Source organism: Streptomyces sp. NPDC059373, assembly GCF_042751495.1.
GTDB lineage: Bacteria > Actinomycetota > Actinomycetes > Streptomycetales > Streptomycetaceae > Actinacidiphila.
The window spans coordinates 1-21,367 of record NZ_JBHYXC010000069.1 but is presented as its reverse complement, the minus strand read 5'-3'; the positions used below and the strand labels follow the sequence as shown (position 1 = coordinate 21,367).

Annotated in this window: 25 protein-coding genes and 2 pseudogenes; 21 read left to right on the top strand and 6 right to left on the bottom strand. The window is 72.1% G+C overall.

The annotated features are described in order from the left end of the window. Window positions 1-91: 91 nt before the first annotated feature. Window positions 92-1,063, bottom strand: coding sequence for a helix-turn-helix transcriptional regulator (locus ACFXJ5_RS39695; protein ID WP_384642886.1), 972 nt, complete (start codon window positions 1,061-1,063; stop codon window positions 92-94). A gap of 116 nt (window positions 1,064-1,179) precedes the next feature. Here ACFXJ5_RS39695 and ACFXJ5_RS39690 point away from each other — a divergent pair, with 116 nt between their 5' ends. Continuing rightward, window positions 1,180-2,313: an epoxide hydrolase family protein gene (locus tag ACFXJ5_RS39690; RefSeq protein WP_384642883.1), complete on the top strand. Its 1,134-nt coding sequence runs from the start codon at window positions 1,180-1,182 to the stop codon at window positions 2,311-2,313. A gap of 62 nt (window positions 2,314-2,375) precedes the next feature. On the opposite strand, the gene ACFXJ5_RS39685 is transcribed toward ACFXJ5_RS39690, so the two are convergent. After that, entirely contained in the window at window positions 2,376-3,257 is an 882-nt protein-coding gene (locus ACFXJ5_RS39685) for a LysR family transcriptional regulator (protein WP_384642880.1), read from the bottom strand. Between the two features lie 96 nt (window positions 3,258-3,353). Between ACFXJ5_RS39685 and ACFXJ5_RS39680 the strand changes: the two genes are divergently transcribed. The 11 genes from ACFXJ5_RS39680 (at window position 3,354) to ACFXJ5_RS39630 (ending at window position 13,543) form a co-directional block, all read left to right on the top strand. Then, the gene (locus tag ACFXJ5_RS39680) at window positions 3,354-3,491 is read left to right on the top strand and encodes a hypothetical protein (protein ID WP_384642877.1); all 138 of its coding nucleotides are present in this window, start codon (window positions 3,354-3,356) and stop codon (window positions 3,489-3,491) included. A 175-nt stretch (window positions 3,492-3,666) separates the two neighbouring features. Next, window positions 3,667-4,398, top strand: coding sequence for an alpha/beta hydrolase (locus tag ACFXJ5_RS39675; RefSeq protein ID WP_384642874.1), 732 nt, complete (start codon window positions 3,667-3,669; stop codon window positions 4,396-4,398). Continuing rightward, window positions 4,395-5,246, top strand: coding sequence for a sulfurtransferase (locus tag ACFXJ5_RS39670; RefSeq protein WP_384642870.1), 852 nt, complete (start codon window positions 4,395-4,397; stop codon window positions 5,244-5,246). The genes ACFXJ5_RS39675 and ACFXJ5_RS39670 overlap by 4 nt, the downstream gene beginning before the upstream one ends. Before the next feature lie 25 nt (window positions 5,247-5,271). Further along, a complete protein-coding gene (locus ACFXJ5_RS39665) occupies window positions 5,272-6,159 on the top strand; it encodes an ABC transporter permease (RefSeq protein ID WP_384642867.1) in 888 nt (295 codons plus the stop codon). Window positions 6,160-6,163: 4 nt separating this feature from the next. Beyond that, entirely contained in the window at window positions 6,164-6,922 is a 759-nt protein-coding gene (locus ACFXJ5_RS39660) for an ABC transporter ATP-binding protein (RefSeq protein ID WP_384642865.1), read from the top strand. Next, window positions 6,919-7,899, top strand: coding sequence for an ABC transporter substrate-binding protein (locus ACFXJ5_RS39655; RefSeq protein WP_384642862.1), 981 nt, complete (start codon window positions 6,919-6,921; stop codon window positions 7,897-7,899). Before ACFXJ5_RS39660 ends, ACFXJ5_RS39655 begins: the two co-directional genes overlap by 4 nt. Before the next feature lie 44 nt (window positions 7,900-7,943). Next, complete coding sequence (locus ACFXJ5_RS39650) at window positions 7,944-9,041, top strand: LLM class flavin-dependent oxidoreductase (protein ID WP_384642859.1); 1,098 nt, start codon at window positions 7,944-7,946, stop codon at window positions 9,039-9,041. Window positions 9,042-9,060: 19 nt separating this feature from the next. Beyond that, complete coding sequence (locus ACFXJ5_RS39645; RefSeq protein WP_384642856.1) at window positions 9,061-10,080, top strand: ABC transporter substrate-binding protein; 1,020 nt, start codon at window positions 9,061-9,063, stop codon at window positions 10,078-10,080. After that, the gene (locus ACFXJ5_RS39640; RefSeq protein WP_384642854.1) at window positions 10,077-11,219 is read left to right on the top strand and encodes an acyl-CoA dehydrogenase family protein; all 1,143 of its coding nucleotides are present in this window, start codon (window positions 10,077-10,079) and stop codon (window positions 11,217-11,219) included. Before ACFXJ5_RS39645 ends, ACFXJ5_RS39640 begins: the two co-directional genes overlap by 4 nt. Next, window positions 11,216-12,655, top strand: a complete 1,440-nt coding sequence (locus tag ACFXJ5_RS39635) for an FAD-binding oxidoreductase (protein WP_384642851.1) — start codon at window positions 11,216-11,218, stop codon at window positions 12,653-12,655. Before ACFXJ5_RS39640 ends, ACFXJ5_RS39635 begins: the two co-directional genes overlap by 4 nt. Window positions 12,656-12,745: 90 nt before the next feature. Beyond that, on the top strand, window positions 12,746-13,543 hold the full coding sequence (locus tag ACFXJ5_RS39630; RefSeq protein WP_384642848.1) for a VOC family protein: 798 nt from the start codon (window positions 12,746-12,748) through the stop codon (window positions 13,541-13,543). 97 nt (window positions 13,544-13,640) lie between these two features. Here ACFXJ5_RS39630 and ACFXJ5_RS39625 read toward each other — a convergent pair whose 3' ends face one another. Further along, on the bottom strand, window positions 13,641-14,225 hold the full coding sequence (locus tag ACFXJ5_RS39625; protein ID WP_384642889.1) for a CGNR zinc finger domain-containing protein: 585 nt from the start codon (window positions 14,223-14,225) through the stop codon (window positions 13,641-13,643). Window positions 14,226-14,318: 93 nt separating this feature from the next. On the opposite strand from ACFXJ5_RS39625, the gene ACFXJ5_RS39620 reads away from it, so the two are divergent. Beyond that, window positions 14,319-15,581 carry an MFS transporter gene (locus ACFXJ5_RS39620; RefSeq protein WP_384642845.1) on the top strand — a complete coding sequence of 421 codons (1,263 nt, stop codon included), beginning with the start codon at window positions 14,319-14,321 and terminating at the stop codon, window positions 15,579-15,581. A 112-nt stretch (window positions 15,582-15,693) separates the two neighbouring features. Further along, window positions 15,694-16,323 carry a Gfo/Idh/MocA family protein gene (locus ACFXJ5_RS39615; protein WP_384642842.1) on the top strand — a complete coding sequence of 210 codons (630 nt, stop codon included), beginning with the start codon at window positions 15,694-15,696 and terminating at the stop codon, window positions 16,321-16,323. Between the two features lie 25 nt (window positions 16,324-16,348). On the opposite strand, the gene ACFXJ5_RS39610 is transcribed toward ACFXJ5_RS39615, so the two are convergent. Beyond that, window positions 16,349-17,260 (bottom strand): YceI family protein, encoded by a 912-nt coding sequence (locus ACFXJ5_RS39610; protein WP_384642839.1) that lies wholly within the window; start codon window positions 17,258-17,260, stop codon window positions 16,349-16,351. Between the two features lie 241 nt (window positions 17,261-17,501). Here ACFXJ5_RS39610 and ACFXJ5_RS39605 point away from each other — a divergent pair. Together ACFXJ5_RS39605 and ACFXJ5_RS39600 are read left to right on the top strand one after the other, a co-directional pair. Then, window positions 17,502-17,564: pseudogene (locus ACFXJ5_RS39605) on the top strand (hypothetical protein); the annotation flags it as partial. Window positions 17,565-17,833: 269 nt separating this feature from the next. Further along, on the top strand, window positions 17,834-18,337 hold the full coding sequence (locus tag ACFXJ5_RS39600) for a GNAT family N-acetyltransferase (protein ID WP_384642836.1): 504 nt from the start codon (window positions 17,834-17,836) through the stop codon (window positions 18,335-18,337). Window positions 18,338-18,392: 55 nt separating this feature from the next. Here ACFXJ5_RS39600 and ACFXJ5_RS39595 read toward each other — a convergent pair whose 3' ends face one another. Beyond that, the gene (locus ACFXJ5_RS39595; RefSeq protein ID WP_384642833.1) at window positions 18,393-18,551 is read right to left on the bottom strand and encodes a hypothetical protein; all 159 of its coding nucleotides are present in this window, start codon (window positions 18,549-18,551) and stop codon (window positions 18,393-18,395) included. A gap of 54 nt (window positions 18,552-18,605) precedes the next feature. Between ACFXJ5_RS39595 and ACFXJ5_RS39590 the strand changes: the two genes are divergently transcribed. After that, window positions 18,606-19,109: a peroxiredoxin gene (locus ACFXJ5_RS39590; protein ID WP_384642831.1), complete on the top strand. Its 504-nt coding sequence runs from the start codon at window positions 18,606-18,608 to the stop codon at window positions 19,107-19,109. A gap of 15 nt (window positions 19,110-19,124) precedes the next feature. Here ACFXJ5_RS39590 and ACFXJ5_RS39585 read toward each other — a convergent pair whose 3' ends face one another. Continuing rightward, a complete protein-coding gene (locus tag ACFXJ5_RS39585; protein ID WP_384642828.1) occupies window positions 19,125-19,754 on the bottom strand; it encodes a TetR family transcriptional regulator in 630 nt (209 codons plus the stop codon). Window positions 19,755-19,894: 140 nt separating this feature from the next. On the opposite strand from ACFXJ5_RS39585, the gene ACFXJ5_RS39580 reads away from it, so the two are divergent. From ACFXJ5_RS39580 to ACFXJ5_RS39565, 4 genes and pseudogenes are all read left to right on the top strand, one after another. Continuing rightward, on the top strand, window positions 19,895-20,050 hold the full coding sequence (locus tag ACFXJ5_RS39580; RefSeq protein WP_384642825.1) for a hypothetical protein: 156 nt from the start codon (window positions 19,895-19,897) through the stop codon (window positions 20,048-20,050). A 20-nt stretch (window positions 20,051-20,070) separates the two neighbouring features. Continuing rightward, window positions 20,071-20,400, top strand: a complete 330-nt coding sequence (locus ACFXJ5_RS39575; RefSeq protein ID WP_384642822.1) for a DUF4190 domain-containing protein — start codon at window positions 20,071-20,073, stop codon at window positions 20,398-20,400. Between the two features lie 189 nt (window positions 20,401-20,589). After that, window positions 20,590-20,868: pseudogene (locus ACFXJ5_RS39570) on the top strand (hypothetical protein); the annotation flags it as partial. A 153-nt stretch (window positions 20,869-21,021) separates the two neighbouring features. Then, entirely contained in the window at window positions 21,022-21,282 is a 261-nt protein-coding gene (locus tag ACFXJ5_RS39565) for an ABC transporter ATP-binding protein (RefSeq protein ID WP_384642819.1), read from the top strand. Window positions 21,283-21,367: the final 85 nt, after the last annotated feature.

The window sequence follows — 21,367 nt, the reverse complement described above, 5'->3', positions numbered from 1 at the left end:
ACAACCGCTCACCCGCAGGCGCCCTGACCTGCCCCACCCTCGCCATACGAAAGACAACGAGGCAAAGCCACCTAAGTCACCGGCATTGGGCCTAGAGCGGGTCGCCGGCCGCTCCTGCCCGGGCGGCGCGGGCGCCCAGCTCGCGCAAATACGCCGACAACTCCGGCGGCTCATGCACCTGGAGCTCGCAGCCGAGCATGAGCAGCCGCGCGGCGAGCCACTCAAGGGTGTCGGCGCGCCCGGTCAGCAGGCAGCTGTGCTCGTCGAGCGGCTGGACGGCGCCCGCGCCGGGGCCGAGCCGGCGCAGCACCTGGTCGGCCGGAAGGCGGAGCGTGGCCCGCACCTCGTAGGTGGGGGCGAGGGAGTACAGCCTGCTGGTGACGAAGGCGGCCGCGTCCGCCTCGGGCGGCTCGCGGGGCGGTACGCGGACGCCGGTGCGGTGGAGGGCGGTGATCCGGTCGACCCGGAAGACGCGCCAGTCGTCGCGCTCGTTGTCGTACGCCACCAGATACCAACGGCGCCCGGCGGCCACCAGGCGGTACGGCTCGGCCTGCCGCTCGGTGCCGCTGCCGTCGCCGGACCGGTAGGAGAACCGCACCCGCTCGCGGACGGCGGCCGCCCCGGCGAGCGTGGTGAGGGCGCGCGGATCGACGCCGGGGCCGTCCCCGGCGGGCATCGGCACCGTGGCGGCGCCCAGCGCGACGACCTGGTGCCGCAGCCGGGACGGCAGCACCTGCTCCAGCTTGGCCAGCGCCCGTACGGATGCCTCCTCGATGCCGTCCACCGGGTTCGCGGCCGCGGTGCGCAGGCCGACCGTGATGGCCACCGCCTCCTCGTCGTCCAGCAGCAGCGGCGGCATGGCCTTGCCGGCGGCCAGCCGGTAGCCGCCCGCCGAGCCCATGGCGGCCTCCACCGGGTAGCCGAGCTCGCGCAGCCGGTCGATGTCGCGGCGGATCGTGCGGGGGCTGACCCGCAGCCGCCCGGCCAGTTCGCTGCCGGGCCATTCGCGCGGGGTCTGCAGCAGGGACAGCAGCGCGAGCAGCCGCGCGGGGGTGTCACTCATGGCGACTCATGACATCCAGCATGCACCGCCAACTGGGACAGGAACTGACCTATATGCCTCCTAGGGTCGAGAGGCCGGGAGAAACACCCCGCGGGACCCCCAGGAGGAGACCAGCCGTGAGCGACGACATCCGCCCCTTCCGCATCGACATCCCCCAGGCCGACCTGGACGACCTGCACGACCGCCTGGCCCGCACCCGCCTGCCCCGGCAACTGCCCGGCGAGCCGTGGAGCAGGGGCGTGCCCGTCGCCTACCTGGAGGAGCTGACGGGCTACTGGCGTGACGGCTACGACTGGCGTCGCCACGAGGCCCGGCTGAACGAGTTCCCGCAGTTCATGACCGAGATCGACGGCCAGGACATCCACTTCCTGCACGTCCGCTCCGCCGAGCCCGGCGCCCTGCCGCTGGTCCTCACCCACGGCTGGCCCAACTCCTTCGTGGAGTTCACCGACCTCATCGGCCCCCTCACCGACCCCCGCGCACACGGCGGCGACCCCGCCCAGGCCTTCCACGTCGTCGTACCGTCCGTCCCCGGCTTCGGCTTCTCCGCGGCCCCGCACGGCACCGGCTGGAACCCGGCCCGCGTGGCCCGGCTCTGGGTCCGGCTGATGCACCGCCTCGGTTACCAGCGCTACGGCACCCAGGGCGGCGACCTCGGCGCGTACGTCGCCCCCGAGGTCGCCAAGGCCGACCCGGAGCACGTCGTCGGCGTCCACATCAACGCCGGCATCGGCTTCCCCACCGAGAAGGACGTGCCCGAGCTGACCCCCGACGAGCTCGTCCAGTACGAGCAGATGCAGCGCTGGGCGGGGGGCGGCGTCGTCGACCACCATGCGCTGCTGCGCGTCGCACCGCAGACCTTCGTCTACGGGTGGCAGGACTCGCCGGCGGCCCAACTGGCATGGCTCATCCAGAAGTTCAAGGACTTCTCCGTGACCGACGAGCTGCCCGACCAGGTCGTCGACCGGGACCTGATCCTGACCAACGCGACCCTGTACTGGCTGACCGGCACCTCCGGCTCGTCATCGTGGCCCATGTACGACAGCGATGAATTCGCCTGGCCCGAAGGGCAGTCGGCGGTGCCGACGGGGGTCTTCTGCGGTCCGCCCGCCATCCGCAGGCTGGCCGAGCGCGACAACACCGTCATCCACTGGCCGGAGTCCAACCCCGGGCGGCACCACTTCGTCGCCATGGCCGCTCCCGGCGCACTGGCGGCCGACCTGCGGGACTTCTTCGGCAAGGTCCGCTGACCGTCACCCGGTGCCGACCCGCACCCGGTGCTGATCCGCACCCGATGCCGACCCGCACCCGGTCAGGCCGCCGCCCGCGCCGCCGCCGACTGCGTGAACAGCTCCCGTACGGCCTCGACGGCGCCGGCCACCATCGCCGGGTCGGCGCCGGGGCGGGCGTGGGCGCTCATCCGGATCGCCGGGACGGCGGGCAGGTCGGCACGCTCGGCGAGGCCGTCCGGGCCCTGGCCGCCGACGGTGGCGAGGAGGGCGGTGCCGAGCCCGGCGCGGGCCGCGTCCAGGACGCCGGCGAGGTAGCCGGCGTCGCAGACGACGGTGGCGGGGATGCCGTGCGAGGCGAGGACGCCCAGGGCTCGGCGGCGGATGGCGCAGGGGTCCTCGATGGCGACGAGGGGGAGCGGTGCCGGACCGGAGGGGGCGGTCCAGCCGGGGGCGGCGTACCAGGCGAGGGGGAGACCGCCGACCGGGATGCCCTCGGTGGCGGCGGCCTCGGTGACGTAGACCGCGAGATCGACCGCGCCCCGGTCGACGGCCTCGACCAGCCGGGCGGAGCGGTCGATGCGGAAACGTACCCGGCAGTCGGGCAGGACCTCGCGGACGGCGGCGGTGAGGCGGGGGAGGATCTGGTCGGCGGCGTGCTCGGTGGAGCCGATGACGATGACGTCGGGATCGCCGTCCACGCCCAGCAGGGTGCGCAGCGCCTCGTCGTGGACGGCGATGATGCGTCGGGCCTGCTCGAGCAGCAGCCGTCCCTCGGCGGTGAACCGGGTCCGGCGTCCGTCGCGTTCCACGACCGGGCGGCCCAGCGTCTTCTCCAGCCGCCGCACATGCTGGCTGACCGCGGACTGGCTGAGTGCCAGCGACTCGGCGGCCCGGTGGAAGCCGCCGCGGTCCGCGACGGCGATGAGACTGCGGAGCGCCACGATGTCGAGCACATGTGCCATGGGCGAACGCTAGCACCCATCGATCAGGATTCGTGATCGGATCCGATGGTGAATCGTTGTTGGACGGGTGCAGCATGCATCGGACATGCTGGGGCCATGTTGTTGCGAGCAGTTCCCGGGACGGCCGTCGCGCCGCGTCCCCTCGACGCCCGGCGGCGCCACGCCGCGGGCGCGCTGCTGACGCAACGCCGCGTGGTCGACTTCGGCCTCGTCAACACCATGTGTTGTCTGTGACCCACTGACCTGCCGCCCCCTGCCGCGCTCGCGCTGAGCCCCGGGGCCCAGGCCCTTTGTGCTGCCCTGCCGCCATCGGCTCGTTCGTGACGCCGATCCGTGCGGGCTCGGCCTGCCTCCCCTGTCGTACGCCGGCCGGCGCCGCCCTTCACATCCTCCCGAATCGAGGACCCCCATGACCTACGACCAGCATGTCCACGCCTGGGACGAACCCGAGGGCCCGGCCCCGCGCGGCACCCTGATCGTGCTGCCCGGACGCGGCGAACACGGCGGCGTGTACGAGCGGTTCGGCCGCCGCCTCGCCTTCGACGCCTACCGGGTACGGGTCCTGGGCGACGCCACCCGCGACCCGGCCGTCCCCGGGCAGGCCGCCAAACTGCTGCTCGACGAGGCCGACCCCGGCCCCAAGGTGCTGGTCGGCTCCGACACCGGCGCCCGTTACGCGGCCGCACTCGCCGCGCGGGAGGGCGCCCGGGTGGACGCGCTGGTCCTGGCCGGGCTGCCCACCGCCGACACCGCGTCCAGCGGCTCCGGCTGGGAGGACGAGCTCGAACTGCGCACCGCCTGCCCCACCCACCGGGGCCGGCTCACCGCCGACCCGGACTTCCTGCGCGGCGCACTCGCCGGGCAGCTCTCCGACGCGCTGCCGGCCGCCGAACTGGACCGGGTGGCCGTGCCGGTGCTGGGCCTGCACGGCACCGACGACGCCGTCAGCCCCCTGGCCGGGGCCCGGCGGGCGTACAGCGGCTTCCCCGGAGTGCAGCTGATCAGCATCGCGGGCGCCCGGCACGACGTGCTCAACGACGTCACGCACCGCACCGTCGCCGCCACCGTCGTGCTCTTCCTCGAACGGCTCCGCATGTCACCCGAACTGCCCGCCATCGCCACGCCGGAGGCGACCGCATGAGTACCGCCGTCATCCTCACGCCGACCGAGCTGGACCTCGCGCTGCACTCCGACGCACCGCCGATCGTGCTGGACGTACGGTGGCAGCTCGGCGACCCCAACGGCCGCGAGTACTACCGCGTGGGCCACATCCCCGGCGCCGTCTTCGCCGACCTCGACACCGAACTGGCCGCGCCCCCGACCCCGGACGGCGGCCGCCACCCGATCCCCGACGTGGCGCGGCTCCAGGAGGCCGCCCGCCGCTGGGGCATCAGCGCGGGCCGCCCGGTCGTGGTCTACGACGACAACGGCAACACCGCCGCCGCCCGGGCCTGGTGGCTGCTGCGCTGGGCGGGCGTCGAGGACGTCACCCTGCTCGACGGTGCGCTCACCGCCTGGCAGAGCGCGGGCCTGCGCCTCGAAGCCGGCGACCCGGTGCCCCCGCCACGGCCCGGCGACATCACCCTCACCCCGGGCTGGCTCCCCGTCCTCGACGCCGACGAGGCGGCCGGCCTCGCCCGCAAGGGCCTCCTCCTCGACGCCCGCGCCGCCGAGCGCTACCGGGGCGAGACCGAGCCCGTCGACCCCCGCGCCGGACACATCCCCGGCGCCGTCAGCGCCCCCACCGGCGACAACCTCACCGCCGTCGGCACCTTCCTCCCGGCCGCCGAACTCCGAGCCCGCTTCGCGGAGTTCGGCGCCGATCCGGCAACCCCCGTTGGCGTCTACTGCGGCTCCGGCGTCACCGCCGCCCACCAGATCGCCGCCCTCGCCATCGCCGGCATCGACGCCGCCCTCTTCCCCGGCTCCTGGTCCGCCTGGTCCGCCGACCCCGCCCGCCCCGCCGCGACCGGCTTCCAGCCGGGCTGACCAGGCCGAACCCGAGAGGACCCCCATGTCAGTCAAGGAGTACGCCGCCCCCGGTGCGGCTCCGCCGAAACCGGCGACGCAGGCCGCGGCGCCGGCCGCCGGCCGCCTCACCATCCGCCCCGCCCGCCGGGCCCGTCGCATCCCCCGGCTGCCGCGCGCCGTACGCCGGGCCATCGGGCCGGTCGGGCTGCTGGTCGCCTGGTACCTCGGCAGCGTGACCGGCGTGCTGCCGGAGAATGTGCTGGCCTCGCCCGTCGACGTCGTACGCCAGGCGATCGAGCTCACCTCCACCGGTGAACTGCCCCGCGCCATCGCCGCCTCCGGGCGCCGCGCCGCCACCGGCTTCGTCATCGGCGCGGCCATCGCGCTCGCGCTGTCGCTCACCGCCGGGCTCTTCCGGCTCGGCGAGGACGTCGTCGACGCGTCGATGGGCATGTTCCGGGCGATCCCCTGGGTGGGCCTGATCCCGCTGTTCATCGTCTGGTTCGGCATCGACGAGACCCCGAAGATCGCGCTGGTGGCCCTCGGCGTCACGTATCCGCTGTACTTCAACATCTACGGCGGCATCCGTTCCGCCGACTCCCAGCTCGTCGAGGCCGCCCGCATGCTCGGCCTCGGCCGGATCGGGCTCATCCGCTACGTCATCCTGCCCTCCGCCCTGCCGGGCGCGCTGGTCGGACTGCGGTACGCCCTGTCGACGGCCTGGCTGGCCCTGGTGTTCGGCGAGCAGATCAACGCCGACGCCGGTATCGGCTACCTGATGAGCAACGCCGAGCAGTACTTCCGCACCGACGTGATCGTGCTCTGCCTCGCCGTCTACGCGATCCTCGGGCTGCTCTGCGACTTCGTCGTACGGCTGCTCTCCAAGCGCCTGCTGTCCTGGCGGGCCTCCTTCGACGGCGACGGGGCGTGACGACATGAGCGGCGACAAGAACGACACCACCAGCGTCGACATCCGCGGGCTGAGCAGGGCCTTCGACGGCCGTACCGTCATCGACGACCTCGATCTGAGCATCGCCAAGGGCGAGTTCGTCGCGCTCCTCGGCCACAGCGGCTGCGGCAAGAGCACCCTGCTGCGCATCCTCGCCGGCCTCGACGACGAGATCAGCGGCGAGGTCACCGTCCCCGCCCGCCGGTCGGCAGCCTTCCAGTCGCCCCGGCTCATGCCGTGGCTGAGGGTCTGGCGCAACGTCGTCCTCGGCCTGCCCGGTAAGGCCAACCGCGATCGGGCGCTGGCCACCCGCTACCTCGCCGAGGTCGGCATCGAGGAGCGAGCGGGGGTGTGGCCGAAGACGCTCTCCGGCGGCGAGGCCCAGCGCGTGTCGCTGGCCCGGGCCCTCGTACGCGAACCGGAACTGCTGCTGCTCGACGAGCCGTTCGGCGCGCTGGACGCCCTGACCCGGGTCAAGGCCCAGCGGCTGGTCGGCGAGCTGTGGCAGCGGCACGGCTGCTCGATCCTCCTGGTCACGCACGACGTGGAGGAGGCGCTGCTGCTCGCCGACCGCGTCCTGGTCATGGACGCCGGCGGCATCGCCCACGAGGTGACCGTCGACCTGCCCCGCCCCCGCGCCCTCGGCTCACCCGAATTCGTCCGCCTGCGCAGCCGGTTGCTCGGCTGGCTGGGCGTCCACGACGCATCGGCCCCGGAAACACCCCTCGAAAGGATCTCGTCATGACCCGCGGACTCCGCGCCCTCCTCGCATCGCTCACCCTCGCCGCCACCGCCTTCGCGGCGACCGGCTGCGGAGGCGACGCGGCAGACGCGGCCTCGTCCTCCACCCAGGTCACCCTCACCGTCGGCGACCAGGCCAAGAGCCTCCAGACGCTGCTCAGCGCCTCCGGGGTCCTCAAGGGGACCTCGTACAAGGTCAAGTGGGCCGAGTTCGAGGGCGCCGCCCCGCTCTTCCAGGCCGTGCAGGCGGGCGCCGCCGACACCTCGTACGCGGCCGATCTGCCCACCCTCCAGGCGCAGAGCGGCGGCGTACCGGTCAAGGGGGTCGCGGCGCTGCACAACGACGGCTCGTCGGTCGGCATCGTCGTCCAGAAGAACTCGAGCGTGAAGAAGGTCAGCGACCTGAAGGGCAAGAAGGTCGTCGTCTCCTCCGCCAGGGGCAGCATCGCCGAGTACCTGCTGGCCAACGCCCTGCAGCAGGCCGGCCTGAAGTACTCCGACGTCCAGGTGCAGTATCTGCTGCCCACCGACGCGCAGGCCGCCTTCACCGCGGGCAAGATCGACGCCTGGGCCACCTTCGGCGTCTACAAGGCCGCCGTCGCCGACCAGGGTGCCCGGCAGATCGTCGACGGCACCGGCGGCCGGGTCAGCGGCTACGGATTCATCGGCGCGTCGGACAAGGCGCTCGCCGACACGGGCAAGAAGGCCGCGATCAAGGACCTTCTGCAGCGCGTGGACAAGGCGCTGACCTGGAGCGGCACCCACCAGGACGCGTACGCGAAGGCCATCGAGAAGAACACCGGAGCCAAGGCGGCGGTGGCGCAGCTGATCGTCAAGCAGAGCTACGGCGAACTGGTCCCGATCACCCCCGCGGTGACCAAGGCGGTCCAGGGCGTGGCCGACACCATGCACGGCATCAAGGTCCTCGACCCCGACGTCGTGGTCGCCGACTCCGTCGACACCAGCCTCTTCGCCAAGTAACAGGACAAGCCACAAGCCACAAGCCATGTAAGGAGCCTGCGGCCATGCCCGTGGAATTCATCAGCGCCATCCACCCCAACCGCGCCAACGACGGCGAACCGATCCGCGGCCTCGGCATCGACCCCGACCACACGCGCAAGTTCGCCCGCGCGCTGGACGACGGCGGCTTCGACTACACGCTCGTCGCCTACCACTCCTCCTCGCCCGACGCCCTCCAGCTCGCCCAGTTCGTCGCCACCAACACCGAGCGGCTCAAGCCGATGCTCGCCCACCGCCCCGGTGTGACCTTCCCGACCCACGCCGCCCGCGCCTTCGCCACGCTCGACCGGATCAGCAAGGGGCGGCTGTCGGTCCACATCATCTCCGGCGGCAACGACGAGGAGCAGCGCCGCGAGGGCGACTACCTCTCCAAGTCGGAGCGTTATGCCCGCTCGGACGAGTACATCCAGATCCTGCGCAAGGTGTGGTCCGCCGCCGGTCCCGTCTCGCACGAGGGCGAGCACTACCGCTTCGAGGGCTTCCAGTCCCAGGTGGCGCCCTACCAGGACACCATCCCGATCTCGGTCGGCGGCTCGTCGCAGGACGCGTACCGCGTGGGCGGACAGCAGGGCGACATCTTCGGCCTGTGGGGCGAGCCGCTGAAGGAGACCGCCGAGCAGATCGCCTCCGTCAACGCGTACGCGGACGCCGCCGGGCGCCCCCGGCCGCGCATCTGGGTCTCCTTCCGGCCGATCATCGCCCCCACGGACGAGCTGGCCTGGGAGAAGGCCCACCGCATCCTCGGCCAGGTCAAGGCCAACCACGCCGAAAGCGCCAAGCACAGCCACTACCCGGCCTTCGGCACCGGCCGCCCCGCAAACGTCGGTTCCCAGCGGCTGCTGGACGTCGCAGCCCGCGGCGACCTGCACGACCGCGCCCTGTGGACCCCGCTGGCCACCGCCACCAACGCCTCCGGCTCCACCACCGCACTGGTCGGCTCGCCCGAGACCGTGGCCAAGGCGCTGCTGGACTACGTGGACATCGGCTGCGAGCTGCTGTCCATCCGTGGCTGGGACCCGCTCAACGACGCCATCGACTACGCCCGCTTCGTCCTGCCCCTGGTCCGCCAGGAACTCGCCCACCGCGCCGCGACCGCCGCATAAGAACAGAGGAAATCCACTCATGCTCCGCACGCTCCGCAGATCCGCCGTCCCCGCGCTCGTGGCCGCTGTTCTCGCCTCCCTCCTCACCGCCTGCGGAGGCTCCGCCGACGCCAACAGCGGCTCCGGTGGCCTGTCCTCCGTCACCCTCAACATCGGTGCCACCGGCTGGAGCCGCGAGGCGGCCGTCCTCAAGCTCGCGAAGCTGGACGACACCCCGTACAAGGTGAAGTGGAACGTCTTCCAGGGCGGTGACCTCCAGCTTCAGGCGGTCCGCGCCGGGGCCCTGGACGTGGCCTCCTCCAGCGAGATCCCGCCGGTCTTCGCGGCCGCCGACGGCAAGGCCAACTTCCAGGTGGTCGCCGTACAGCAGGGCAACACCCTGCTCCAGGAGGTCGTCGCCCCCAAGGGGTCCGCCGTCACCAGCATCGCGCAGCTCAAGGGCAAGAAGGTCGGCTACGTCAAGAACACCACCGCCCACTACTTCCTCTACCAGTTGCTGAAGCAGGCCGGCCTGAAGTGGACCGACATCAAGGCCGTCCCGCTGCTCCCCAACGACGGCCTCGCCGCCCTCAACGGCGGCTCCATCGCCGCCTTCGCCTCCTACGGCAGCACCATCATCGCCGCCCACCAGCAGGGCGCCACCACCATCGGCTCCGGCAAGGACATCCTCTCCGGCAACTTCCTCTGGTCCGCGTCGGACAAGACCATCGCCGACAAGACCAGGCGAGCCGCCCTCGCCGACCTGCTCTCCCGCCTCAACAAGGCGTACGCGTACATCCGCGACGGCCACGAGGACGAGTACGCCAAGGTCACCGCCACCGCCACCAAGCAGCCGGTGAGCCAGGCACTGTCCCAGATCAAGGACGGCGAGGCCCAGCGCCCGACGAAGGTCGAGGTCACCAGCGCGGCGGCCACCGCCTCCGAGCAGCAGGTCGCCGACACCTTCAAGGAACTCGGCGCGCTCACCCAGCCGTTGAAGGTCTCCTCCTTCTGGACCGACGCCCTCAACGCCGACCTGAAGAAGGCACTCGCCTCATGACCGCTGCCCCCGACCTCACCGCCCTCCCGGAAGTCACCGCCCAACTGGCCGCCACCGCCGAGGAGTACGACCGCACCGCCGCCTTCCCCGCCGCCGGCATCAAGGCCGCGTACGAAGCCGGGCTGCTCACCGCCACCATCGGCACGCAGTACGGCGGCCCGGGGCTCGGCGTCGCCGGCACCGCCCGCATCCTGCACGCGCTGGGGGAGGGCGACCCCTCGGTGGCGCTCATCGCCGCCATGACGCTCGCCGTGCACACCCTCCAGGCCCGGCGCGCGCACTGGCCGGCCGCCCTGTACGAGCGGATCCTCGCCGAGTCCGCCACCGGCCCGGTGCTGCTCAACAGCGCCCGGGTCGAGCCCGACCTGGGCTCCCCGGCCCGGGGCGGGCTGCCCGCCACCACGGCCCGGCGCACCGCCACCGGGTGGTCGATCAGCGGCCGCAAGCGCTTCGTCACCGGCGCCGAAGGACTGGACTACTTCCTGGTCTGGGCCACCACCGACGAACCCGAGCCTCGGGTCGGCACCTTCGCCGTCCCGGGCTCCACCCCCGGCATCGAGATCACGCAGCGCTGGGACCACCTCGGCCTGCGCGCCAGCGGCAGCCACGACATCACCTTCCACGAGGTCGCGGTGCCCGAGGACCACCTGGTCGAGATCGCCGCCCAGGGCCCCGGCGCCCAGCAGGACAACCGTGCCCTCGCCGCCCTCCACCTGCCGCTCAACGCCCTCTACCTGGGCGTCGCCCGCGCCGCCCAGCGCTACTTCCACCGCTTCGCGCAGGAACGCGTCCCCAGCAACCTCGGCCACCCCGTCGCCACGACCGAACGCTTCCGCCGCGCCGCCGGCGAGATCGAGCTGCTCCTCGACAGCGCCGAGCAACTCGTCTTCGGCGGCGCCGAACGCGTCGACGCCGGCGACGACTCGTACACCCCCGAACAGGCCCTCGGCACCAAGGTCCTGGCCGCCCGGCACGCCACCACGGCCGTCGAAACCGCCGTCCGGCTGCTCGGCAACCCCGGCCTGAGCCGCGCCAACCCCCTGGAACGGCACTACCGCGACATCCAGTGCGCCCCCGTCCACGCCCCGCAGGACGACATCGTGCTGCTCGCACTGGGGAAGGCGGCCCTGGACCGATGACCACCTCCCTGACCACCGAACGCGCCGCCGCCGGAGCCCGCCTGCTGGGCCTGCTCGCCCGCGACCTCGCCCCCGACCGGCTCACCACCGACCCCATGGGCACCGCCGCGTACGCCACCGACCGCTCCGGCACCCGGCGAGCGGAGCGAAATGGGGGTACCCCCACGCGAAGCTGTGGGGGAGGGGAGCCGCTGGCCGTCGTCCACGCCGAGGACGTGGACGACGTACGCACCACCCTTCGCCACGCCGACGCCCTGCGCGTCCCGGTCGTCCCCCGGGGCGCCGGGACCGGGCTGTCCGGCGGGGCCACGGCCGACGAGGGCAGCCTCGTCCTGGACCTGGCCCGGATGAACCGCATCCTGGAGATCGCAGCCGACGACCAGCTAGCCGTCGTCGAGCCCGGCGTCATCACCGCCGACCTCGACCGCGCCGCCGCCGAGCACGGCCTGCGCTACGCCCCCGACCCGGCCAGCGCCGCCATCTCCACCATCGGCGGCAACATCGCCACCAACGCGGGCGGCCTGCGCTGCGCCAAGTACGGCGTCACCCGGGACAGCGTCCTCGGCCTGGAGGCCGTACTCGCCGACGGCACGCTGCTACGCACCGGCCGCCGCACCGTCAAGGGCGTCACCGGCTACGACCTGACCGCCCTGCTCACCGGCTCGGAGGGCACGCTCGGCGTGATCACCTCGGCCACGCTGCGGCTGCGGCCGGTACCGGTCGCGACGGCGACCGTAGCCGCGTACTTCGGCACCTTCGAGGCGGCAGCGGACGCGGCCACCGCGATCGGCGCGGCCCGGATCGTGCCCGCGATGGCCGAGCTGCTCGACGGCCCGGTGCTCGCCGCGATCGACGACGCCCAGGGCTCGGACCTGCGCGGTCGGGGCGAGGCCCTGCTCCTGGTCCAGTGCGACGGAGCCGGCGCCGTGGCCGAGGCCGAGGAGGTCGTACGCGTCCTGCGTGCGGCCGGGGCGGCATCCGTGCAGGTCACGGATGACCCGGTGGAGTCGGAAGCACTGCTGGCGGCCCGCCGGCTCGCCCTGCCGTCCATCGAGCGGCTCGGCCGGCCGCTGATCGAGGACATCGCTGTGCCGCGCTCCCGGCTCGCCGCTGCCGTACGCGAGATCGAGGCCATCGCCGCACGTCACGACGTACGCGTCTGCACACTGGCGCACGCCGCCGACGGCAATCTGCACCCGATCCTGGTGGTCGACCCGGCCCTTTCCGGCGTGCCGGAGGCCGTCTGGCAGGCGGCCGGCGAGATCTTCGCCGCCGCGCTGCGGCTGGGCGGCACGCTCACCGGGGAGCACGGGGTCGGCGTCCTGAAGCGGCGCTGGGTCGCCGACGAACTGGGGCCGGAGAACCACGCTCTGCAGCGACGACTGAAAGCGGCCTTCGACCCCCACGGGATCCTCAACCCGGGCAAGGCCATATAAAGCGTAGCCGCCCGCTTCCCAGGCGCGGTTGTCAGTGCCCGGTGCAAGACTGAGGACAACCAGGGAACTGCACCTGTCAAAGGAGCGGACATGCTCAGCACAAACTACGTTCCCGGCGCCCCCAACTGGATCGATCTGGGTTCGCCCGACATCGACGCCTCCGTCGCCTTCTACGGTGGCCTGTTCGACTGGACCTTCCAGTCGCTCGGCCCCGAGGCGGGCGGTTACGGCTTCTTCCAGCTCGACGGCAAGACCGTGGCGGCCCTCGGCCCGCTGATGCAGGAAGGCGCGAGCCCGGCCTGGACGGTCTACTTCCAGACCCCCGACGCCGACCTCACCGCCAAGACCGTCGAGCAGGCCGGCGGCACCGTCCGCTTCGAGCCGATGGACGTCTTCACCGCCGGCCGGATGGCCGCATTCACCGACCCGACCGGCGCCGAATTCGCGGCCTGGCAGCCGAACGAGACCACGGGCCTGGACGCCGTCACCGACCCCGGCACGCTGTGCTGGGTCGAGCTGCACACCCAGGACGCGCCCGCCGCCCGCAGCTTCTACCATGCGGTCTTCGCCTGGGACACCCAGGACATGCCGCTCCCCGGCGGCCTGACCTACACCGTCGTCTCCACCACCGGCGGCGGCCAGGAAGCCTCGATCGGCGGCATCATGCAGCTGGCCGAGGAGCACATCGCCTCCGGCGGGTCCTCCCACTGGCTGCCGTACTTCGAAGTCACCGACGTCGACGCCGTCGTCGCCAAGGCGGGCCAGTCCGGCGGCACCGTCCACATGCCCGCCGTCGACATGGAAGGCGTCGGCCGCATGGCCGCCCTCGCCGACCCGTCCGGCGCGCTCTTCTCCGTCATCAAGAGCCAGCCGCCCACGCAGTCCTGACCAACGCGGCACTGGTCCCGGGATGCTGCCCGTCCCGGGGCCGAACGCCGGGCACGGGCCTGGGCGTTTGTCACGAAGACGCAGGCCCGCGGCGCAGTCAGTGACCGGAAGAAGCTGTCTTGCTGCGCAGCGTCTCCTTCTTGGCCCGGTTTCCGCAGGTGTCCATCGAGCACCAGCGCCGGGTGCCAGGGCGGGAGTTGTCGAGGAAGATCGCGCCGCAGTCCGGCCCGGCGCAGTTGCGCAGGCGAGTGACCGCGGGTGAGGTCACCAGATCGAGCGCGTCCCTGGCGACGAGGGCGAGGGTGGCCCGCACCGGATCGTCCGCGCGCCACTGAATGCTCCCCGAGGCCTCGAGACGCGGCACCGGAACCTCCCCTGCCGCCGCGCGATTGATCTCCTCCCTGGCCCCCCGGCCGCACGAGCCGGCCTCTCCGCCCTCGCGGACAGCGCTGATCAGGTCGTGGATCGCCTCACGCAGGACGTGTGTCTCCTCGACGTCAACCTCTGCCGGAAGCGGGACCGCGGAGTCGGCCCCGCAGGGCCCGCACTGGCGCACCCAGTCGGCAAGAGCATGCGCATCGCCCAGCTCCTCGGTGGGCGATGCGGTCCCCCGGTACCGGAGGGTGCGGATGAAGTCGAGGCACAGACGGCCGGCTCCCTGTCGGAAGCGCACGGTTTCCATGGTTGCGGGCACGAGAACAGCCTACCGCCGAACCGGTTTGACTGGTACCTTCGGCGAACCGGTTAAACCAGTTCTCCATGTGAGGTGTCATCCGTGTCCCGGTCCTCCGATCAGACAGCGCCGCCCTATCTGAGCCGCTGGGTGATCTTCGTTCTGTCCCTCGCCTGCGGTGTGGGTGTGGCCAACATCTACTTCCCGCAGGCGATCAGTTCGCTCATCGCCGACAGCCTCCATGTCTCAACGGACTCGGCCGCGTTAGTGGTCACCGCCGCCCAACTCGGTTACGCGGCCGGGATCTTTCTGCTGGTTCCGCTCGGTGACCGCGTGCCGCACCGCCGGCTGATCGTCACCCTGCTCATCATCACCAGCCTGGGCCTGATCGCCGCCTGCAGCGCACCCTCGCTGCCCGTCCTCATCGGCGCCAGTGCGGCCATCGGCGTCACGACAGTGGTCCCGCAGATCATCATCCCGATGGCGGCCGGCCTGGTGCCCGCCGATCGGCGCGGCGCCGTCACGGGCACCCTGCTCAGCGGTCTGATCGGCGGCATCCTGCTGGCCCGTACCTTCAGCGGCACCCTCGGTGAATGGCTGGGCTGGCGTGCCCCGTACATGGTGGCCGCGGTGGTCGTGCTCGGCCTTGCCGTGCTGCTCGCCGTGGTGGTGCCCGTGACCACACCGGCGTCGCGGCAGCGGTACCCCTCCCTGCTCGCCGAGCCCTTGCGGCTGCTGCGGGCCGAACCGGAGCTGCGCCGCTCCTGCTTCTACCAGGCGACCGTCTTCGCCGGGTTCAGCGCCGCGTGGACCTGCATCACCCTCCTGATCACCGGGCCCAAGTACCACATGGGTGCTCAGGTGGTCGGGCTGATCGCCCTGGTCAGTGCGGGCACCATGTTCTGCACCCCCATCGCGGGGCGCATGGTCGACCGCAAGGGTCCCGACGTCGTCAACCTCGTCTGCCTGCTGGGTGCCATCGCCTCGGCCGTGCTGCTGGCGCCCGGTGCGCTCGGCGGTGCGGTCGGCCTGGTCGCCCTCCTGGTGGGCATGCTGCTGCTCGACGTCGCCATGCAGTCCGGACAGGTCGCCAACCAGGCACGTATCTTCGCCCTGCGCCCCGAGGCGCGCAGTCGGCTCAACACCGCCTACATGACCTGCGCCTTCCTTGGCGGCAGTGCCGGTTCCTGGCTCGGCGTGCGTGCCTACGACCACCTGGGATGGAACGGCGTGACCGGCCTGGTGGCCGTGGTCGCCGGACTGGCCCTGGTACGCCACCTGCTGCACCGGGCATCTCCTGCCGTCGCCCCGGCCGCACGTCAGGCCGGTTCCGAGGAACCGGAAGTGGCTCCGGCCGTGCGCTGATCGAAGTGCCGGGAGGGCTGCCAGGTCGCCTGCGTGCGGCCGGGCAGCCCTCTTCCATGTCCGGCCGGCGGGCGGGTCCGCGCTGGTCAGGGGGTCACCCGTCACCACGGCGATGTTCCTGCGGTGCGCTCCAGCACTGCGGCGAGCGAGGACCGTGCTGCGGGAGGGCGTGCTCGGTGAACTTCTCCACGCGGACGCGTCGTTCGGGCACCCGGGTCTCACCGAGGGCATGTTCACCGGGCATGCGGCCTGGATGCTCGACCCGGAGCGCGGGGGCAGCGGCGCATTCGCGGACCTTGGCGTGCACCTGGTCGACCTGCTGTGCTGGATGCGTCCTGACGCGGGAGTCGCGGTGCGGGGAGCGCAACTGCGTGCCCGTCCTGGCCTTGCCGTCGACGTCGGAGGCGTGGCGCTGGTCGACTGGGGTGGTGTGCCGGTAACGCTGCGGACCAGTTGGATCGCCCGCCCCGGGGGAGTGCGTCTGCACCTGGAGGGTTCCTGTGGATCGGTGACCGTCCACAACGGAGAACTTCGTCTGCGTACCGGCGACACCCAGCGCGCCGAGGCCTACGATCCACCCTCCGCCCGCGACGTGTTGCCGGCCTTCCTGTCAGCGCTGAGAGGAGAGGACGGGGCCTGGGACGCTCCAACCGCGACGGACGTCATCAACTGCGCGGAGATCCTGGAGGCGGCGGTGCGGTCGGCGGCGGTGCGGGGTGAAGGGCCCGACGCGGCCCGGTGACGCTCCGGTAACCGTTTCTGTCCGGTTATTCCGGGGGCGTCGGGGTGTCGTGGCTGGCGAACATGGCCTGGATGTCCAGCTCCAGCTGGATCGTCGGGCCGACGACCGCGATGCCCCGCGCCAGCATTTGGCGCCAGTTGAGCGTGTAGTCTTCGCGGTGCAGTTCGGCCTTGGCGAGGGCGGCGCAGCGCAGCTCCTCGCCGTAGCCGCCGGTGGTGAGGCCGAGGTAGGTGGTCTCGAGACCGACCGAGCGGCTGATGCCGTGCATCGTCAGGTGGCCCTGCAGGGTCCACTTGGAGCCGCCGCGGTGCACGAAGCGGTCGCTGGCGAAGTGGACGTAGGGATAGCGGTCGACGTCGAGGAAGTCCTCGGAACGCAGGTGGTTGTCGCGGGTCTTGTTGCCGGTGGCGATGCTCGCGGCCTCGATGTGGACCTCGACCTGCGAGTCCTCCATGCGGTCGGCGATGCGGATGCTGCCCTCGAAGCGCTCGAAGCGGCCGTGCACGTTCGCCATGCCCACGTGCTTGGCGATGAAGCGGATCGCGGTGTGCGGCGGGTCGAAAAGCCAGCTGCCGGGCGGCGGAAGCTCGGCCTGCGGCGACGGCGCCAGCTGCACCTGCCCGATGGGGGACTGGAGCCCCTCGGCTATCTCCACCGTGCCGCGGTACGGATGCAGGCTGTCGGCGGTGATGGTGACGGTGTAGTTGCCGGGCGGCAGCGTGGTCAGGAAGGTGCCGTACGGGTCGCTGGTGGCCTTCACCCGGGTCCGGCCGGTGGCCATGTCGCTGACCGTGATCTCCGCGCCGCCCATCGGGTGGCCGACCGGATCCACGACCTGGCAGCTCAGCAGACCCGCGCCCGAGGCGATCGGTGGGAGCAGTGCCGCCACGCCGCTGTCGGATGTCGTACCCCTGCGCCGCAGCAGCGCGAATCCCATGACCGCCTACCCTCTCTGCCGTTCGCTGTCCTCCGCGGTAGGCGCGGAGAGATCGCACCAACCCTAGATGGTTGCGCTCTGCAATCGCGAATCGGGGCCCGTCCAAATCCTGCTGACGCACCGGCAGCCACGGCAGAAGGCACGGCGTCGGCCCCGTGCATCGCGCCAACACCTCGAATCACCCTCTGAGTTGGGGCGATCGCATCAGCAGTGAGCACGAGTCAAGGGCCTCGTCGCGGCGCTGCCCTCCGGCAGCTACCTGGTCCTCAGCCACCTCGCCGAGGACCTTGACCCCGGGAAGATCGCCGCGGTCGCCCGGACCTGCCACGAGCGGGGCTTCACCTTCGTCCTCCGCTCGCGGGCGTCCGGACCACGTCCGGGACAACGGCGAGGGCGAGGCCGTGAACCAGGACATCCTCGACTCCCTGGAGCCCATCGACAGGGTCGGCCACCTCGACATCAACGACGGCACGGACGACGACATCAACGTGCACGTCACGGTCGCGTACAAGCCCTGACCGGCAAGGACGCTAACCTTTCGCCGGACCGCGGGCCGGGGCTACGCTCCGGCCCGTGACACTCATCGAAACCGATCGCCTGCGCCTGAGACCGCTGACCACCGCGGACGTGGACGCATTCGTCGCCCTGCACCAGGACGAGCGGGTGAACCGCTTCGTCGGTACCTACACGCAACGCCAGGCCCTGGAGCGGCTCTCCGCCATCGAGACCCAGTGGGCCACCCGTGGCCACGGGCTGTGCGCCGTGGAGCTGAAGGCAACGGGGGAGTTCCTCGGCCGCTGCGGCCTCCACTACTGGCGGCAGTTCGACGAGGTCGAGGCCGGCTGGACCCTGCGCGCCGAGGCCTGGGGCCACGGCTACGCGACGGAGGCCGCCCGCGCCGCCGTCGACTGGGGCTTCAGCCATGTCGGGCTCGACCTCATCACCGCCATGATCCACCGCGGCAACACCGCGTCCGAGCGGGTCGCCGAACGGCTCGGCTTCACCTACGGCCGCGAGGACGTCCTGTTCGGCAAGCCGGTGAACGTCTTCGTCCTCAAGCCGGGCGGCGCCTCGTGACCGGCCGGCAGGGCGCGCGGGACGCAGCCCGTCCCTTCCGCTTACGTTGACCCGCTCAGCCGTTGAGCCGCTCGGCCGTGACGATGACCGGCAGTCCGAAGCTCACGTCCGCCTTCATACGGGCCACCCCGGCCCCGCGGTGAAGTAGGCCCTCCTGCGCCGCGGGGCCATGAACCACCACCCCGGCCCGGTGACGGGACCGACCGTCGGCCATGCTTACCTGACGAGCCGCTGCCCTCGCGCCTCGCGCCCTGAGCTAAGGACTCCCATGGCCAAGACCCCCGAGGTCGGCACCCCCGCACCCGACTTCACCCTGCCCGGTCTCCTCCTCGCCGCGGACGACAATGGCGGTGACGCCGAGCGCGGCAGCTACACGCTCTCCGAGCAGCGCGGCAAACCCCTGGTGCTGGTCTTCTACCCGGGCGACAACACCGCCGTCTGCACCAAGCAGTTGTGCGCCTACACCTCAGACCTGGACCGCTTCAAGGACCTCGGCGCCACCGTCTGGGGCATCAGCCCCCAGGGCCTGGACAGCCACGAGGGCTTCGCCCGCCGCTACGACCTGCGCTTCCCGCTGCTCGCCGACACCGCCCGCGAGGTGGTGAAGTCGTACGGCATCGCCGTGCCCGGACTCGGTCTGCGCCGCTCGGTGTTCATCATCGACGCGGCCGGGACCGTGCGCTGGAAGCACGTCGCCCTGGCCGGGCTGACCTTCCAGAGCACGGACACCCTCACCGGCGAACTGGAGAAGGCGCTGGCCGCCAGCAGCTGATCGCCCGGGGAGGCTCTAGCCGCCCAGCCAGTGCTGCCGGCCGAGGTGCATCAGGTAGAGCTGACGGCGCGCGGTCCCCGCGATCCGCGCCTCGGCCTCCGGGTCCTCGGCCGGCGCCTCCATGAAGGCGGTGGCGGTCATCAGCATGCGGTCGACGTAGAGCTCGGACAGCATCCGCAGATCCTCCGCGCTCCAGCCCTGCGACAGCGGCTGCGCCCCGAGCGCGGCGCCCACCTCGTCGGCGAACTGCCCCAGTTCGGCCGCGATCGCCTCCCGTACCGGCTGTACGCCGCCGTGCCGTTCCCGCGCGATGAAGCGGATGTGGGCGCGGTGTTCGCGTACATGCCGGGCGATGACCTCGACCGAGCGGCTGATGACCTCGGCGGCGTCGTCCTGCTCATGGAGGATCGCCTGGATCATCGCGTGCAGACTTCCCAACGACTCGCCGACCAGGGCGACTCCGAGGTCCGGGATGTCCCGGAAGTGCCGGTAGAAGCCGGCCGGGGCGACCCCCACGGCACGGGTGACCTCGCGCAGGCCAAGGCTGCTCAGGCTCTGGTTCTCCAGCAGGCGCAGGCCCGCGTCGAGGAGTGCCTGACGGGTTTGCAGCTTTTGGGCCTGTCTGACCCCGAGGGTGTGACTCATGTCATCCAGTAAACAACTGTTCGCCGAGTCTGGCGAGCCGTGGGACGAGTAGTCTTTAAGTCAGTGAACAACTGTTACTCCAACTGTTCACTCAAAGTCTCTCGCAGGTCCTTCGCCACCACCCGAGAAAGAGCGCGCACATGGCCCTCCTTGTCGTCCTGGTCGCCTTCGGGGTCCTCCTCGGCGCCGCCTCCTACACCTCCCTGTCGGTTCTCATGGCCGGCGCCGGGCTCGTCGGCGCCTGGCTGCTCGCCTTCTACATCCGCGAGCGCGTCTCGCAGACCCGCAACCGCTGACAACCCAGGGGGAAGCAAGCATGGACACCTACGCAACGCCCGACGCCACCAAGGCCGGCACCCGTCCCAAGGCCGGAACCCGTCCCGAGGACGGCCCCCGTCCCAAGGACGGCACCGACGGCGCCGACGGCATGGCCGTCGCCTCCTTCGTGCTCGGCCTGCTCGGTCTCCTCGCCTTCAACGCCGTCCTGGGCCCCTTCGCCCTGATCCTCGGCGGCATCTCCCTGGTCCGCGGCACCCGCCGCCCGGGCCGGGCGATCCTGGGTCTCTTCCTGGGCGCGGCCGACCTGATCGTGCTGGTCGTGCTGGTCACGATGCACCACGGCGTCATCTGGCCGTTCGGCCTCTGACGGGCGGTCCTCCGACCGGCGGTCCTCGCTCGTACGGCAGCGGGCCCCACCCCTTCCGGGGGTGGGGCCCGCTGTGCGTTCGCGCGTAACGAGTGCGTTTCCCGGGTTAATTTCCGGCGTCCGGGGGTTGGCGCGGGCCACGGGCGTGGCTATCGTTCACGGACTTCACTTAATCGTTCCGCTGAACGAATAGCGAGAGGGGCGGTAGCCGTATGCCCGATACCTCCCGGCACCGAAGAGGCGCCGCGAGCGTCCCCCGGCGGTCGGTGCTCACCGCCGCGGCGGCCGGAGGCGGCGTGCTCGGCGCCTCCTGGCTGCTCAGCGGCTGCTCGGGCGCCGCCTCGGCCGCCGCGACCATCCCGGCCACAACCGCGTCCGGCAAGCCCGACCAGGGCGGCACGATGCGGCTTCGCCGACCGCCTCCCCGCCCAGCTCTCCGGCGGCCAACGGCAACGCATCGGCATCGCCCGCGCGCTGGCCGGTGAGCCCGACGTCCTCATCGCCGACGAGATCACCACGGCGCTGGACGTCTCCGTCCAGGCCGACGTTCTGCGCCTGCTGGACGACCTGCGGCGCGACCGGGAGCTGGCCTGCCTCTTCATCAGCCACGACCTCGCGGTCGTGCGCGGCATCGCCGACCGCGTCCTCGTCCTCCGGCACGGCGTGGTGGTGGAGGAGGGGCCGACCGAGGCCGTTTTCAGCGCCCCGGGCCACCCCTATACGCGGCAGCTGATGGCCGCCGCGCTCGAGCCCGACCCGGACGCGGTGTCCGCCGTTGCCGTTGCCGAGCCCTGGCAGGACGCCGCCGCCCCCGCCGACCCCTGGACCGATCTCGCCCCCGGCCACCGCATCCGCCCCTGGCGCCCGGCCGAGGGGCCGTGACCTCCCCCACCCCGCCCCTTCCCGAAACCAGGGGGCGAGCCCCCTGGACCCCCGAACGCCCTTCTGGGGGTGCCCCCTCTGGGGG